The following is a 14,877-nucleotide window of genomic DNA, read 5'->3' as shown; positions in this document are numbered from 1 at the left end:
GGGCAGCGGTCAGCCCGCGACGTCGATCTGCGGCGCGCCGAAGCCTTCGGGCAGGTTGTGGTCGAAGCACTTCTGCTCACGGCGTTCGCTGATGCGCCAGCCGTCCGCGGTGCGCAGCAGCACGTCCTCGTACCAGAGCCCGACGAACAGCGTCCGGCGGCCCTTGCCCGGCACTTCGATCACCATGGGGTTGAAGCAGATCATGCGCGAGGTGGCGCCATCGCCATCGAAGCGGATCGACAGGTTGCCGTTCATGTGCTGGTAGGAGGCGAACACCGCCGGCAGTACCTGGCTCAGCCAGGCCTTGACCTGCGGAAAGCGCCCGTCGATGCCGCCCATGGCGCGGTAGTCGATATAGGCATCGGGCGTGAAGACCCGGTCCAGCTCGTCGAACTGCCGGCGGTCGATGGCGCTGGCGTAGTCGGTCATCAGCTGCTGGATTTCGAGGCGGTCGGATATTTCCTGAAGCCTGAGCATGCGGGGATCTCCTGGTACCTGTCTGCCTGTGCGTTGCTTACAGCTCCACCATCTCGAAATCCGCCTTGCCCGCGCCGCAGTCGGGACATCGCCAGCCCGCCGGCACGTCCTCCCAGCGCGTGCCCGGCGCGATGCCCTCCTGCGGCAGGCCCAGAGCCTCGTCGTAGATGAAGCCGCAGGTCAGGCATTGCCAGGTCTTCATTGGCAGTGGCCTCAGGTATCGAAGCGCACGTGCACCGCGGGCGGCACGCGCATGTTCACGCCCAGCACCTGCGGCGGCGGGTGGTCCGGGTCGAGGCGCAGGTTGGGCAGATGATCCAGCAGCGCGTTGAGCGCGCGCGTCATCTCGACGCGCGCCAGGTGCTGGCCGATGCAGACGTGCTGGCCATAGGCGAAACCCATGTGGCGCTGCGGCCTGCGGCCGATATCGAAGCGGTCGGGCTCGTCGTAGCGGCCCGGATCGCGATTGTAGGCGCCGGTCATGGCGTCGATCTCGGCGCCCGCCGGAATCTCCACGCCGTCCAGGACCACCGGCTGCATCGTCAGCCGCGGGCATACCGTCACCGGCGGTTCCCAGCGCAGCGCTTCCTCGATCGCGGCAGGAATGAGGGCGCGGTCGCGGCGCACCGCGTCGAGCTGCTCGGGATTGCTCAGCAGGCCGACGAGCAGCGAACTGGTGGCGCGATAGGTGGTGTCGCCGGCGGCGTTGATCAGCTGGCGCAGGAACGACACCAGCACCTCGTCGGGCAGGCGTTCGCCATCGATCTCGGCCTGCGCCAGCGTGCTCACCAGGTCGCTGCCGCCGCCGTTGCGGCGTTCTTCCAGCAGCAGCGCGTAGTAGGCGCCGAGCTTCTGCGAAGCCTCCACGCCGTGCGCCACGTCGACCACGATGCAGGTCAGGCCCACGGCCAGCTTGTGGAACACCGCGATGTCGTCCTGCGGCAGATCCAGCTGGCGGTAGATGATCTGGAACGGGTAGTGCTGGGTGAACTCGCGCACGAGGTCGGCGCGACCTTTGGCCCTGAAGTTCTCGATGAGTCCGTGCACCACCGGATCGACCAGCGTATCGCCCCATTTGGCCACCACGTTGGGCATGAAGGCCTTCTGGAACAGCCGGCGGTAGCGGGTGTGCTCGGGCGCGTCCATGACCGTGAGGCTGCGGCCGAAGCACAGGCCGACGTTGCGCTCGAAGATGGTGTTGGAGAACAGCTGCGGCGTCTCCAGCACGTGCTGGATATCGGCCGCGCCGAGCACCATGTACTTGGGCAGGCCGGCCATGGTCAGGTCCGGCGGCGAGCCCAGCAACTCACGGTAATCGAGCTCGAACACCGATCCTTGCCGGCGCATTTCCGCGAGCCGCCGATACGGATCTTCGCCCGAGTGCGACTGCGTCGCCGACTCGAAAGTCGCAAAGGGATCAAACGCCGCGTCGTCGAAATCGGCGATGCGATTGGACAGTGCCATGACGGGCCTCGCTGGGCGGCTGACGATCATTCAGCGACGCATGATAGAAGCCGTTGCACGATCGTGCAATCGCCTGCGTGATCGACAAATAAAAAACTAACTACTTGACAGTTTTGGATGAGCAGAGCGATATTGGCGAACAGGTTGTGCCACCCGCTCGAACAGAAGCGGGGCGAGAGGAAACGACTCTGAAACCGTTGCGAGGAGAAGTCGTGCCGCTGGTCTATGAAACCCTGAAGAACTGGTCGATCGCGCCGATCGAGCAGGTGTTCACTGCGCGGGACACGATGATCTACGCCCTGGGCGTGGGTGCCGGCCAGCCCTCCGACGTGAGCGCGGGCGAGCTGCAGTACATCTACGGCCCCGAGCTGCGCGCGCTGCCGACCATGGCCACCGTGCTCGGCGCCGATCCCATGTGGATGCGCGCGCCCGGCACCGGCATCGACTGGCGCACCGTCGTGCACGGCGAGCAGTTCCTGAGAATCCACAAGCCGCTGCCGGCCGCGGGCCGCATCGTCGGCCGCGCCAAGGTCGACGAGATCTACGACAAGGGCCCGGGCAAGGGCGCGGTGCTGTTCTATTCCGTGGGCATCCACGACGCCGCCGACGACAGCCTCTACGCCACCGTTGCACTGTCGGCCTTCATTCGCGGCCAGGGCGGTTTCGGCGGCCCGGCCACCGGCGCGCCACGGCCGCAGGTCCTGCCCGCGGATCGTGATCCCGATTTCAGGCTCGTGCTCACCACGCGCCCCGAGCAGGCCGCGCTGTACCGGCTTTCGGGCGACGACAATCCGATGCACGTGGATCCCGCCGCCGCGGCCGAAGCCGGCTTCCGTCAGCCGATCCTGCATGGTCTGTGCGCCTACGGCATGGCCGGGCGCGGCATCATCGGCCTGCTCTGCGGCAACCGGCCGGAGCGGCTGCGCGCACTGAACGTGCGCTTCACGGACCTGATCTATCCCGGCGAGACGCTCGCGCTGGAAGTCTGGACGCTGGATACGGGCGCTGCCGCCTTCCGCATGCGCATAGTGGAGCGCGACGTGATCGCGCTCAGCAACGGCTACGCCGAGTTCGACGCATGAAGTCTTCGCCGTCCATCCCGCTTGCTCTTGCAGCAGGCCAGCAGGGCTGACCCGACCATGGAATACGAGCAGATCAGCTATGAGGTCTTCGGCGGCGTGGTGCGGGTTTGCCACAACCGTCCGGACAAGGGCAACGCCGAGACCGAGCAGTTGCTCGGCGAGCTCGACCACGCGCTGGAACGCGCCAAGAACGATGACGCCATCCGCGTGCTGATCCTCGGCAGCAAGGGCAAGCATTTCTCCGCCGGCCACGACCTCACCGACGGCATGGCCACGCGCGGCAGCTTCACGCCCGAGCAGCACTGGCTCTGGGAAATCGAGCACTACTACGGCAACGCGCTGCGCATCTGGGATTTCCCCAAGCCCACCATCGCGCAGGTGCAGGGCGCCTGCATCGCGGGCGGCTTCATGGTCGCCAACATGTGCGATCTCATGGTGGCCAGCGAAGACGCGCTGTTTTCCGATCCGGTGGTGCACAGCCTCGCCGCCGCCGCGGTGGAAGTGCTGGTGCATCCCTGGGTGCTGGGCACGCGCAAGGCCAAGGAGTTCCTGTTCACCGGCCAGAAGCTCACCGCGGCCGAGGGCAAGGAGTGGGGCATGATCAACCACGTGGTGCCGCGCGCCGAGCTCGAGGATTTCACCATGAAGCTCGCGCAGCACATCGCGCTGGCGCCTCCGGTGGCCATGCGCATGATCAAGCGCTCGCTCAATCGCACGGCCGACATGCAGGGCTTCCGCAATTCGCTGGCCGCGCATTTCGACACGCATCTGCTGAGCACGTCCACGCAGGAATGGAAGGACGTGGTCGCGGCCGGCATGGCCCGGTCGATCGAAGCGGCCAAGAAGAACGCCGGCTTCAAGTCCTGAGCCGCGACGCCACCGCCATGCCGTTCGACTATCACACCGTCAAGCACTGGCCGATCGCGCCCTGCAGCGAAGACTACGATCGCGCCGCCTGCGCCGCGTTCGCGCATGCCATCGGCGCCGGCCTGGCGCCGGCGTATGCGGCCATCGAGAGGCCTTACATCGACGGCGACAAAGCGCTGCCGATGATGGCGGTGATCCTGGGCAGCGCCGGCGCGCTGTGGACCAACGAGCCCGGGACTGGCATCGACTGGACGCGCATGCTGCATGCCGAGGAAGCGGTGACGCTGCATCGGCCGCTGCCGCCGCAGGGCCGCATCACCGCGCAGTTCGCGGTGGACGAGATCTACGACAAGGGCGCCGGCAAGGGCGCGCTGATGTACGAAAGCGCGCGCCTGACCGACGCCGCCGGCGAGCACGTCGCCACGGTCAAGGTGACGATGTTCCTGCGCGGCAACGGCGGCCAGGGCGGCGCCACCGGCGAAGCGCCCAAGCCCAGCCCGCCGCCGCCGGAGCGCGCGCCCGACGCGGTGATCGACCTGCCCACGCCGCGCGACGACGACGCGCCCTACAAGCTGCCCGCCATCTTCGATGCCGCCCGCAACGCCGGCGGCGGCGCGGCGCAGTCGATGCTGCGCGGCGTCTGCGCGTTCGGGCTGGCCGGGCGCGCGCTGATCCTCGGCGCCTGCGGCGGCGACGCGGCGCGCCTGACGCAGCTCGGGCTGCGCTACACCGGCCCGGTGTTCACCGGCGAGACCCTGCGCACCGAGATCTGGCAGCTCGGCGAAGGCCGCCTCGCCTTCCGCGTGAAGGCCGTCGAACGCGACGGCGTGGTGATGAACAACGGCTACGCACAAATACAGAGCAGCTGACCTTCATGACGATTCCCTACACCCACATCGACAAGCTTTTCATCGACGGCGCCTGGGTCGCTTCGGGTGAGCCTGCGCGCGATCCGGTGATCAATCCCGCCACCGAGGAGGTCATCGGGCAGGCGCCGATCGGCGGCCGGGCCGAGGCCGAGGCCGCGATCGCCGCGGCGCGCCACAGCTTCGATCACGGGCCCTGGTCGCAGATGTCGATGAAGCAGCGCGCCCAGGTGATGTACCGCTTTCGCGATGCGCTCGTGGAGAACAGCGACCGCATCAAGGCCTTGCTCACGGCCGAGGCCGGCGCCACCTTCGGCATCATGAACGGCCCGCAGTTCGGCGGCGCCATGCGCGCGCTCGACTTCGCCATCGAGCAGGGCTTGGGCATGAAGCCGGAAATGACGCCGGTGGAGATCAACCGCAACCCCTACGATCCGCGCGGCCACGACATGATCGGCGCCGCGTCCGTGGAGCGCGAGCCCTACGGCGTGGTGGTGGGCATCACCGCCTACAACTATCCGTTCTTCCTGAGCATGGGCAAGATCGCGCCGGCGCTCATGGCCGGCAACAGCATCGTCGTCAAGCCCTCGCCGTTCACGCCGTATTCGACGCTGCTGTTCGGGGAGATCGCCGAGGCCGCGGGCCTGCCGCGCGGCGTGCTCAACATCGTCACCGGCGGCGCCGACGTGGGCGCGATGCTGACCTCCGATCCGCGCGTGGACCTGATCAGCTTCACCGGCTCGGACGCGGTGGGCGCCATCATCATGGCGCAGGCCGCGCCGACGCTGAAGAAAGTGCACCTGGAGCTGGGCGGCAAGTCGGCGCTGATCGTGCGCCCCGACGCCGACGTGCAGGCCTCGGCCATGCTCGCGCTGATGTGCTTCACGATGCATTCGGGCCAGGGCTGCGCGCTGCTCACGCGCTACATCGTGCACAACTCGGTGCGCGCGGCGTTCGTGGCCACGATCAAGGGTGCCCTGGCGCACTGGAAGCAGGGCGATCCTGCCGACCCCAGCGTGCTCATGGGCCCGATGATCCGCGCCGCCGCGCGCGACAAGACCGAGCGCTACGTGCAGCTGGGCCTGGACAGCGGCGCCAGGCTGGTGGCCGGCGGCAAGCGGCCGGCGCACCTGCAGCGCGGCTACTTCTTCGAGCCGACGCTGTTCGATGATGTCGACAACCGCTCGGCGCTGGCGCAGGACGAGATCTTCGGGCCGGTGGGCTGCGTGATCGGCTACGACACCGACGACGAAGCCATCGCCCTGGCCAACGACAGCCCGCTGGGCCTGTACGGCGCGGTGAATTCCGCCGACAAGGCCCAGGCCTACCGCATGGCGCGGCGCCTGCGCACCGGCAACGTCTGGATCAACGGTGGCCTCAACGACCTCACCGTCGAAGTGCCCTTCGGCGGCTACAAGCGCTCGGGCGTGGGCCGCGAGTTCGGCTCGCGCTGGCTCGCCGAGTACATGCAGGAAAAGGCGATCGTGTACCCCATCGGCTGACACACAACAACAAGACAAGAACCGACCGACCACTCCATGGATTTCAAGCTCGATCCCGCAGACGAGGCCTTCCGCCAAGAAGTCCGTGCCTTTCTGAAGGAAAACCTTCCGCCCGATCTCGCCAGGCGCGGCGCCTGCGGCTTTCATCCCATTCGCGCCGATCAGCGGCGCTGGCAGCGCACGCTGTTCGAACGCGGCTGGGGCGCGCCCAACTGGCCGGTCGAATACGGCGGTACCGGCTGGTCGCACCTGCGCCAGTTCATCTTCGACGAGGAATGCGCGCTGGCCGGCGCGCCAGCCACCGACAACGGCGGCCTGCGCATGTTCGGCCCGGTGATCTACACCTACGCGGGCGCCGAACTCAAGGCGCGCCTGCTGCCCGGCATCCTCAAGGGCGAGCTCTACTGGGGCCAGGGCTTCTCGGAGCCCGGCGCCGGTTCCGACCTGGCGGCTTTGGCCACGCGCGCCGTGCGCGACGGCGACGAATACGTCGTCAACGGCCACAAGATCTGGACCACCGGCGCGCACACCTGCGACATCATCGGCCTGCTGGTCAAGACCAATCCCGAGGCCAAGCAGCGCGGCATTTCGTTCCTGTGCGTGGACCCCGCCACGCCCGGCATCACGGTGCGGCCCATCATCGACATCGGCGAGGCGCACAGCCTCAACGAAGTCTTCTTCGACAATGTGCGTGTTCCGGTGAGCAACCTGCTGGGCGAAGAGAACAAGGGCTGGACCTACGCCAAGGCCGTACTCGAGAACGAGCGTGCCACGAGTGCCGAAGTGCCGCTCAACAAGCGCAAGCTGGCGCAGCTGCGGCACATCGCCATGCACGAGCGCAGCGACGGCTGCCGCGTGATCGACCTGCCGGGCTTCGCGCCGCGGCTGGCGCAGCTGGAAGTCGACTTGCGCGCGCTGGAATGGCTCACGCTGCGCGCCCTGACCGAGAAGTCCGAAGGCGCCGTGCTGCCTTACGGCTCGCTGCTGAAAGTGCGTGGCTCCGAGCTGGTGCAGCGCATCGGCGAACTCACCGTCGAGGCGCTGGAGCAGTACGGCAGCTATCTCTACGCCGAGCCCGGCGAAGACCCCGATGCCAAGCCCGACTGGCCGCCGGGGCCCGACTATGCGCCCGGCGTGGTCGCCGACTTCATGTATCGCCGCGCCGCCACCATCTACGGCGGCGCCAACGAAGTGCAGCGCACGATCATCGCGCGCTCGTTCCTGGGTCTCTGAACATGGACTTTCGCCTCACCGACGAGCAGGAAATGCTGCGCGACAGCGCACGCCGCTTTCTCGAAAAGGAGTGCTCGCTGGAGCAGCGCCTGCACGCGCCCGTGAACGGTGGCTTCGACGCCGCGCGCTGGGCCCAGTTCGCCGAGATGGGCTGGCTCGCCGCCTCGCTGCCCGAGGACTGCGGCGGCCTGGGCGGCGACATCGTCGAAGCCGCGCTGCTGATGGAGGAGTTCGGGCGCAACCTGGTGGTCGACCCGTTCTGGGGCATCGGCGTGCTGGCTGCGCAGACGCTGCTCGCAGCCGATGCCGACAAGGCCAGGGAATTGCTGCCGCTGCTGTGCGCGGGCGAGCTGCGTCCCGCGCTGGCGCATCACGAGGTGCAGTCGCGCGGCGTGATCGAGCACGTGACCACGCAGGCGCGGCCGGCCGGCGACGGCGCCTGGACGCTGCATGGCGAGAAAACGCTGGTGATGGGCGGCAACGTCGCCGATCGCTTCATCGTTTCCGCAAGGACCTCGGGTGGCTCCCGGGATCGCCAGGGCATCACGCTGTTCCTGATCGATGCGAACGTGCCCGGCCTGCAGCGCCGCGATGTGCGCCTGATCGACAATCGCTGGAGCGCCGAAGTCACGCTCGACGGCGTCCGCGTGACCTCGGCCGATCTGCTCGGCGCCGTGGGCGAGGGCTGGGCCGCGCTCGAATACGGCCATGCGCGCGGGCTCATCGCGCTGTGCGCCGAGGCCGTCGGCGTGATGGAGCGGGCGATGTGGATCACGCGCGACTACCTGCGCACGCGCAAGCAGTTCGGTGTCACGCTCAATACCTTCCAGGCGCTGCAGCACCGCATGGCCGAGATGCTGATCGAGCTGGAGCTGTCGCGCTCGATGGTCTATCGCGCGATGGCCTACCTGGTACGGCCGCTCGCGGCGCGCCAGGCCGCGCTGTCGGTGGCCAAGGCCCGGGTCGGGCAGAGCGGACGCTTCGTCTGCGCCCAAGGCATTCAGCTGCACGGCGGCATCGGCGTGACCGAGGAATACAGCATCGGGCACTACTTCAAGCGCATGACCGTGTTCGAGAACGAACTCGGCAGCGCGCAGTTCCACCTGGAGCAGCTGGCCCTGCGCGAATGCGCCGAGCCGGCCGCCGCACGCGCACAGAACTGACGATCAGTTAGTATTAGTCATGGCCGGGAGCCGAACCGGCCGCAGGAGACCCTCATGAACAGCCCCGCCTACCCGATCTACGACGCCGACCAGCACTACTACGAAACGCCCGATGCGTTTCTGCGCTATCTGCCCAAGCAGTTCAAGAAAGAATTCCAGTACGTGACGGTCAATGGCCGCACCAAGCTCGCCGTCGGCGGCGTGCTGTCGGAATACATCCCGAACCCCGCGTTCGAAGTCGTCGCCGCGCCCGGCGCGCACGAGAAATGGTTCCGCGGCCAGAATCCCGAAGGCCTGTCGCTGCGCGAGATCGGCGGCAAGGCGGTTCCGTCCGACGCCGCCTTCCACAGCGGCCCGGCGCACCTGAAGGAACTCGACAAGAACGGCGTGCACGCCAGCATCCTGCTGCCGACGCTGGCCTCGGTCATCGAGGAACGCCTGGGCGACAAGCCGGACGTCATCGCGGCGCTGTTCCACTCGCTCAACCAGTGGGTGCGTGACGAATACGGCTTCGCCAACGGCCGCCAGTTCCCGGTGGCCGCGATCAACCTGGCCAACCTGGAACTCGCGCTGAAAGAACTCGATTTCGTGATCGAGGCCGGCGCGCGCGTGGTGCTGCTGCGGCCGGCGCCGGTGCCCGGCCTGCGCGGCAGCCGCTCGTTCGGCTTCAAGGAATTCGATCCGTTCTGGGCGCGTTGCGCCGAGGCCAAGATCCTGGTCGCGCTGCACACCTCGGACACCGGCTACGACCGCATCTACCAGTGGTGGACGCAGGGCGGTGCGGGCGAGACGCGGCCCTTCGAGAAGGACCCGTTCAAGGAAGTGATCGACGTGGTGCTGGGCCGGCCGATCCAGGACGCGCTGGCCGCGCTGATCTGCCACGGCGTGTTCGATCGCCATCCCGGCGTGCGCGTGGCCTCGCTGGAGAACGGCTCGTCGTGGCTGGAGCCGCTGCTCAAGCGCTTCGAGAGCACCTACCACAAGATGCCGCGCGACTTCAAAACCGACCCGGTGGAAGCGTTCCGCCGGCACGTCTACGTAGCGCCGTTCTACGAGGATTCGGTGCGCACCGTGGCCAACCTGATCGGCATGGACCGCGTGCTGTTCGGCAGCGACTGGCCGCATCCCGAAGGGCTGGCCAAGCCGCTCGACTTCTTCCGCGACATCGAGGATCTGAATGCGGAGGAGCAGCAGATGGTCATGAGCAGCAACCTCAAGGCGCTGCTCGAAGGCGACTGGAAGTAAGCTCGCTCCAGGCATCGACTTGAAGGCGTCATCCCCCGCGCAGGCGACGAGGCCGTGCATCCTACGCGCGTGCTGACCCGGGCGGGCGTCGGGTCGCCGTCTGCGTGGGAACGACGAGTCCATGGGAGACCCATCCCATGGCATCGCCCAAGTTGAATTCCATTCACCGAAACTAGAGAGGAGACGCCATGGGCGGCAAGCTGGAAGGAAAGATCGCGATCGTTACCGGCGGCGGCCGCGGCATCGGCAAGGCCATCGCCCGGACGCTGTCCGATCAGGGCGCGACCGTGGTGGTGGCGGTGCGCACCGCCAAGTTCGGCGAGGACGTGGTCGCCGAAATCACCGGCAAGGGCGGCAAGGCGACGCTGTACGCCGGCTTCGAACTCGCCGAGCGCTCGGCGAGCAAGGCGCTCATCGACGACACCGTGCAGCGGCACGGCAAGCTCGACATCCTGGTGCTGTGCGCGGCCGACGCGCCCAACGGCGCCGTGGTCGAGATGACCGATGACGACTTCGATCTGATGACGCGGAGCAACTTCTACTCCACGTTCTGGTTCGCCAAGGATGCGATTCCGCACCTGGCCAAGAGCGGCACCGGCCGCATGATCTGCATCTCGTCCTGCGCCGGCAACCGGCTCAACTCGCCGGGCATCGTGCCCTACGGCGCCAGCAAGGCGGCGATCAATTCGCTGATCCGCGGCATGGCGGTGGAATACGGCCGGCTGGGCATCACCTTCAACACGGTCGACCCGGGCCTGATTGCATCCGACCGCATGTACCTGCCGGCCGACATGGTCAAGGTGATCACCTCGAGCTTCCCGGTCGCGCGCATCGGAGAAACCACCGAGATCGCCAACGCCGTCGCCTTCCTGGCCGCACCGGAGTCGAGCTATATCACGGGGCATCACCTGGTAGTGGACGGCGGTGCGAGCCTGGGCAGCGTGCCCAACCTCGATGATTCACTCAACACGGAAGAAGCCGCCGGCAAACGCTGAGCGCTATCAACAGGAGGAGACGACATGTCGAAGAAAGGACAGCTGCTGGTTTTCAGCAACGCCAAGCCGGGCGCGGAAGCAGAATTCAACGCATGGTACGACCGTCAGCACGTGCCGGACACCTTGCGCATCGCACCGGAAATCCACTCGGCGCAGCGCTTCAGCCTCAACACCATCGCCGCCGCGCCGGGCGCGCCGACGTGGCAGTACGTCACCCTCTACGAAGTCGATGCCGAACACGTCGACGAGGTCTTGCAGCGTATGAACGAGGCCATGGCGGGCGGCAAGATTCCGATGTCGGACACCGCCGAGCTGTCGAGCGTCACGGTGCTGTATGGCACCGCGCTGGGCGCGCCGGTGCTCAACCGCGTGGCCGAAAACGCCTGAGCCGCTCTCGCAAGGCGGGTGCTACCCGCCTTTGCTCGTTCGGCGGGCCAGCCCGCTCGCCAGTGCCGCCGCGCGCGCCTTGCGCCGCAATGGCGGCCGCTCGGGGCCCGAAACGACCTCGGGCTTTCAGAACGGCGAGGGCAGGCCGTCCTCGACGCGGTGCGTCAGCGTCCAGTCCATATACGTGAGGCGGTGCGCGATGCGCCACTCGCCGGCGCGCTTTTCGAAGCGGTCGATGTAGCGACCGCCGGCGATCAGGTGATAGGCCTGGCCGTCGACCTCGTAGCGGTGATGCGCGGTGATGCGGCAGCGGCTGTGCGCGACGTCGCCGTCTACCTCGATTGCGATGTTGTCGATGGAATGCTGGGTGAGCGTGAAGCGCTCATGCATTTTCACCATCATCGGCGCGAGCTCGTCGATCTTGCCGGCGAACATGCCGGCGTGCTCGTCGCTGCCGTCGGCATGGAACACCGATCGCAGCAGCGCCTCGTCGGCGCTGTCGGCGGCGTCGCAGTAGCGGATCAGCACCTGGGTGATGCAGTCCTTGGCGATCAGCGTCTGCAGCGCGGCCGCATCATTGACGGCGCTCATGCCTGCGTCTCCGCAGGCACCGCGTACTGCTGGCGCAGCTGCACCTTGTTGATCTTGCCGGTGGGCAGCTTGGGCAGCTCGCTCACCAGGTAAACCTTCTTGGGCTTCTTGTAGCTCGCGATCTGCCGGCGCGTGTGTTCGATGAGCTCCGCCTCGGTGGCCGACAGCCCCGCGCGCAGCACCACCACCGCGCACACCGACTCGCCCCACTTGGCGTCGGGCAGGCCGATCACCGCGCATTCGGAAACCGCGGCATGCAGCAGCAGCGCCTCTTCAACCTCGCGCGAATAGATGTTCTCGCCGCCGGAGATGATCATGTCCTTCTTGCGGTCGACCAGGTACAGCAGGTCGTCCTCGTCGAGACGGCCCATGTCGCCGGTGTGGCACCAGCCGTCGCGGAAGGTTTCGAGCGTGCCGGGATGGTTGTTCCAGTAGCCGCGCGCCATCGCGGTGGATTTCACGGCCACTTCGCCGGCGCTGCCGCGCGGCACTTCGCGGCCTTCCTCGTCGACGATCTTGAGCAGCGTGTTGGGGAAGGGATGGCCCACCGACGTGAGCCAGCGGCGTTCGCGCTCGCTGCCGTTGGGACGGTGCTGCTCGGGCTGCAGGCCGGTGATGATGGCTTCCGACTGGCCGTAGAACTGCAGGAACACGTTCTCGCCCAGAAGGCGCATGCCCAGCAGCAGCACCGGGCCCGGCATCGCCGAGGCCGAGTAGATGATCTTCTTGAGCGCGGACAGATCCAGCTTCTCGATGCCGGGCTGCTCCAGCACCATCTGCACCATGGTCGGCGCGAGGTGCCAGACGGTGATGCGCTCGCGCACCGAGTCGGCCAGCAGCGCGGCGGGGTCGAACAGGCGATGCAGGTGCACGGTGCCGCCGCGGAAATGGATGGCGAGCTGGATCGCCATGGCGCCGATGTGGAACATCGGCATCACCAGCAACGCCTTGTCGGCCAGGCCGGTGCGTTGCTCGTTCGACAGCGTGTGCGCCATCTGCCGGTATTCGCGCTGGCCCCAGATGCAGCCCTTGGGCCGGCCGGTGGTGCCGCTGGTATAGATCAGGCAGGCGATGTCCTCTTCCACCGCGTGGATCGAGGGGCCGGCCGCGTCGCCGCTTTTGACGAAGGTCTCGTAGTCCTGCGCCCAGTCGGCGCTGCCGCCGATGCAGACATAATGCTCGATGGTCTTGAAGTCGGCGCGCAGCTGGCCGACCACGTCCAGGTACTGCGCCTCGAAGATCAGCACGCGCGGTGCCGCGTCCTTGATGATGAAGGCCATCTCCGGCGGCGCGAGGCGGAAGTTGACGGTGGCGATGATCATGCCGCTGAGCTGGCCGGCGGCCAGCACTTCGCCGTACTCCATGCAGTTCATCGCGAGCATGGACACGCGGTCCTGCTTGCGCACGCCGGCGCGTTCCAGCGCCGAGGCGAGGCGCCGGGCGCGTTCCAGAAGCTGGCGATGCGTGAGCTGGCGGTCGCCGACGATGTAGGCGGGCGTGTCGCCGAAGCGGACCGCGTTGAGTTCCAGCATGTCCGCCAGGGTCAGTGGCAGGTGATTGCGCATGGCGACCGTCTCCTTCCGCGAAACAGCTTGCAGGGCGTACCGGGCTTGCGAAGGTGCGGATCGCGCCCGGTGTCGATTCGAATGTCGACATGATAAGCTGACGCCACGTCAGTTTTATAGTCCGCTCAAGAGAGCGCGGAAACGGACGGCGGATCGATCGCCCCGACGACACCCCAGAGTGCCGGCGGGCGCTCCACGCCGCCGATTCCTGTTACCGATTCCTGGAACCAGCGAAGAACCATGTTACTCACGTCCGACCAGACGATGATCCGCGAGGCCGCGCGCAGCTTTGCCGCGCAGAGCCTCGCGCCCCATGCCGCGGAATGGGACCGAAGCCACACGTTCCCGGCCGAGGCGCTGCGCGAGATGGGCCGGATGGGACTGCTCGGCATGCTGGTGCCGCCGGAATACGACGGCGCCGGTGCCGACCATGTCGCCTACGCGCTGGCGCTCGAGGAAATCGCGGTGGGCGACGGCGCCACCTCCACCATCATGAGCGTGCACAACTCGGTAGGCTGCATGCCCATTTACAAGTTCGGCAACGCCGCGCAGAAGGAACGCTTCCTGAAGCCGATGGCGCGCGGCGAGCAGCTGGGCGCGTTCTGCCTGACCGAGCCGCAGGCCGGCTCGGACGCCGCGGCACTGCGCACGCGCGCCCGGCGCAGCGATCGCGGCTGGGTCATCAGCGGCACCAAGCAGTTCATCACCAGCGGCAAGAACGCGCAGATCGCGATCGTGTTCGCGGTGACCGATCCGGCCGCGGGCAAGAAGGGCATCAGCGCCTTCATCGTGCCCACCGACACGCCGGGTTACCGCGTGGCGCGGCTCGAAGCCAAGATGGGCCAGCACGCGTCCGACACCGCGCAGATCGCGCTCGAGGACTGCGAGGTGGCGGCCGACCAGATGCTGGGTGCGGAAGGCGAGGGCTATCGCATCGCGCTGTCGAATCTCGAGGGCGGCCGCATCGGCATCGCCTCGCAGGCCGTGGGCATGGCGCGCGCGGCCTTCGAAGCCGCGGTGCGCTACGCCAACGACCGCAAGAGCTTCGGCAGCACCATCATCTCGCACCAGGCCGTCGCCTTCCGCCTGGCGGACATGGCCACGAAGATCGAAGTGGCGCGGCAGATGGTGCTGCATGCCGCGAGCCTGCGCGAAGCCGCGCAGCCCTGCCTGCGCGAGGCGTCCATGGCCAAGCTGTTTGCGTCCGAGATGGCCGAGCAGGTCTGCTCCGACGCCATCCAGATTCACGGCGGCTACGGCTACGTGGACGACTTCCCGGTCGAGCGCATCTACCGCGACGTGCGCGTGTGCCAGATCTACGAGGGCACCAGCGACATCCAGCGCCTGGTGATCGCGCGGCCGCTGGTGCAGCAATAACAACCGTCATGACTCTCGAAACCGGAGTGACCCCGATGCAAGCTGCTGCCCAGCCCGGCGCCG

At 67.5% G+C, this 14,877-nt stretch carries 15 protein-coding genes; 10 read left to right on the top strand and 5 right to left on the bottom strand.

Annotation, left to right across the window (positions count from 1 at the left end):
- Nucleotides 1-9: 9 nt before the first annotated feature.
- The 3 genes from K344_RS19555 to K344_RS0101070 are packed head-to-tail and all read right to left on the bottom strand — an operon-like array spanning nt 10 to nt 1,941.
- Nucleotides 10-477 carry a nuclear transport factor 2 family protein gene (locus K344_RS19555; RefSeq protein ID WP_051361745.1) on the bottom strand — a complete coding sequence of 156 codons (468 nt, stop codon included), beginning with the start codon at nt 475-477 and terminating at the stop codon, nt 10-12.
- 37 nt (nt 478-514) lie between these two features.
- Nucleotides 515-679: a rubredoxin gene (locus tag K344_RS0101075; RefSeq protein WP_028079121.1), complete on the bottom strand. Its 165-nt coding sequence runs from the start codon at nt 677-679 to the stop codon at nt 515-517.
- Nucleotides 680-690: 11 nt separating this feature from the next.
- A complete protein-coding gene (locus K344_RS0101070) occupies nt 691-1,941 on the bottom strand; it encodes a cytochrome P450 (protein WP_028079120.1) in 1,251 nt (416 codons plus the stop codon).
- A 113-nt stretch (nt 1,942-2,054) separates the two neighbouring features.
- Between K344_RS0101070 and K344_RS0101065 the strand changes: the two genes are divergently transcribed.
- From K344_RS0101065 to K344_RS19545, 9 genes are all read left to right on the top strand, one after another.
- Nucleotides 2,055-3,023, top strand: a complete 969-nt coding sequence (locus K344_RS0101065; protein WP_245586061.1) for a MaoC/PaaZ C-terminal domain-containing protein — start codon at nt 2,055-2,057, stop codon at nt 3,021-3,023.
- 57 nt (nt 3,024-3,080) lie between these two features.
- Complete coding sequence (locus tag K344_RS0101060; RefSeq protein WP_028079118.1) at nt 3,081-3,890, top strand: enoyl-CoA hydratase; 810 nt, start codon at nt 3,081-3,083, stop codon at nt 3,888-3,890.
- A gap of 17 nt (nt 3,891-3,907) precedes the next feature.
- On the top strand, nt 3,908-4,759 hold the full coding sequence (locus tag K344_RS0101055) for an FAS1-like dehydratase domain-containing protein (protein ID WP_028079117.1): 852 nt from the start codon (nt 3,908-3,910) through the stop codon (nt 4,757-4,759).
- 5 nt (nt 4,760-4,764) lie between these two features.
- Complete coding sequence (locus tag K344_RS0101050) at nt 4,765-6,258, top strand: aldehyde dehydrogenase family protein (protein WP_028079116.1); 1,494 nt, start codon at nt 4,765-4,767, stop codon at nt 6,256-6,258.
- Between the two features lie 36 nt (nt 6,259-6,294).
- Complete coding sequence (locus tag K344_RS0101045) at nt 6,295-7,491, top strand: acyl-CoA dehydrogenase family protein (RefSeq protein WP_028079115.1); 1,197 nt, start codon at nt 6,295-6,297, stop codon at nt 7,489-7,491.
- Between the two features lie 2 nt (nt 7,492-7,493).
- Nucleotides 7,494-8,654, top strand: a complete 1,161-nt coding sequence (locus K344_RS19550) for an acyl-CoA dehydrogenase family protein (protein WP_043113436.1) — start codon at nt 7,494-7,496, stop codon at nt 8,652-8,654.
- A 54-nt stretch (nt 8,655-8,708) separates the two neighbouring features.
- On the top strand, nt 8,709-9,899 hold the full coding sequence (locus tag K344_RS0101035) for an amidohydrolase family protein (protein WP_028079114.1): 1,191 nt from the start codon (nt 8,709-8,711) through the stop codon (nt 9,897-9,899).
- 188 nt (nt 9,900-10,087) lie between these two features.
- Complete coding sequence (locus tag K344_RS0101030) at nt 10,088-10,894, top strand: SDR family NAD(P)-dependent oxidoreductase (protein WP_028079113.1); 807 nt, start codon at nt 10,088-10,090, stop codon at nt 10,892-10,894.
- A gap of 24 nt (nt 10,895-10,918) precedes the next feature.
- The gene (locus K344_RS19545) at nt 10,919-11,281 is read left to right on the top strand and encodes a DUF4286 family protein (RefSeq protein ID WP_043113433.1); all 363 of its coding nucleotides are present in this window, start codon (nt 10,919-10,921) and stop codon (nt 11,279-11,281) included.
- Between the two features lie 126 nt (nt 11,282-11,407).
- On the opposite strand, the gene K344_RS19540 is transcribed toward K344_RS19545, so the two are convergent.
- Nucleotides 11,408-11,872 (bottom strand): nuclear transport factor 2 family protein, encoded by a 465-nt coding sequence (locus K344_RS19540; protein WP_051361744.1) that lies wholly within the window; start codon nt 11,870-11,872, stop codon nt 11,408-11,410.
- Nucleotides 11,869-13,437, bottom strand: coding sequence for an AMP-binding protein (locus K344_RS0101015; RefSeq protein WP_028079112.1), 1,569 nt, complete (start codon nt 13,435-13,437; stop codon nt 11,869-11,871). Before K344_RS0101015 ends, K344_RS19540 begins: the two co-directional genes overlap by 4 nt.
- 240 nt (nt 13,438-13,677) lie before the next feature.
- Between K344_RS0101015 and K344_RS0101010 the strand changes: the two genes are divergently transcribed.
- A complete protein-coding gene (locus tag K344_RS0101010) occupies nt 13,678-14,814 on the top strand; it encodes an acyl-CoA dehydrogenase family protein (RefSeq protein WP_028079111.1) in 1,137 nt (378 codons plus the stop codon).
- Nucleotides 14,815-14,877 lie beyond the last annotated feature (63 nt).

Source organism: Solimonas soli DSM 21787, from assembly GCF_000474945.1.
GTDB classification, from domain to species: domain Bacteria; phylum Pseudomonadota; class Gammaproteobacteria; order Nevskiales; family Nevskiaceae; genus Solimonas; species Solimonas soli.
This window is presented reverse-complemented; position numbering and strand designations above follow the sequence as displayed.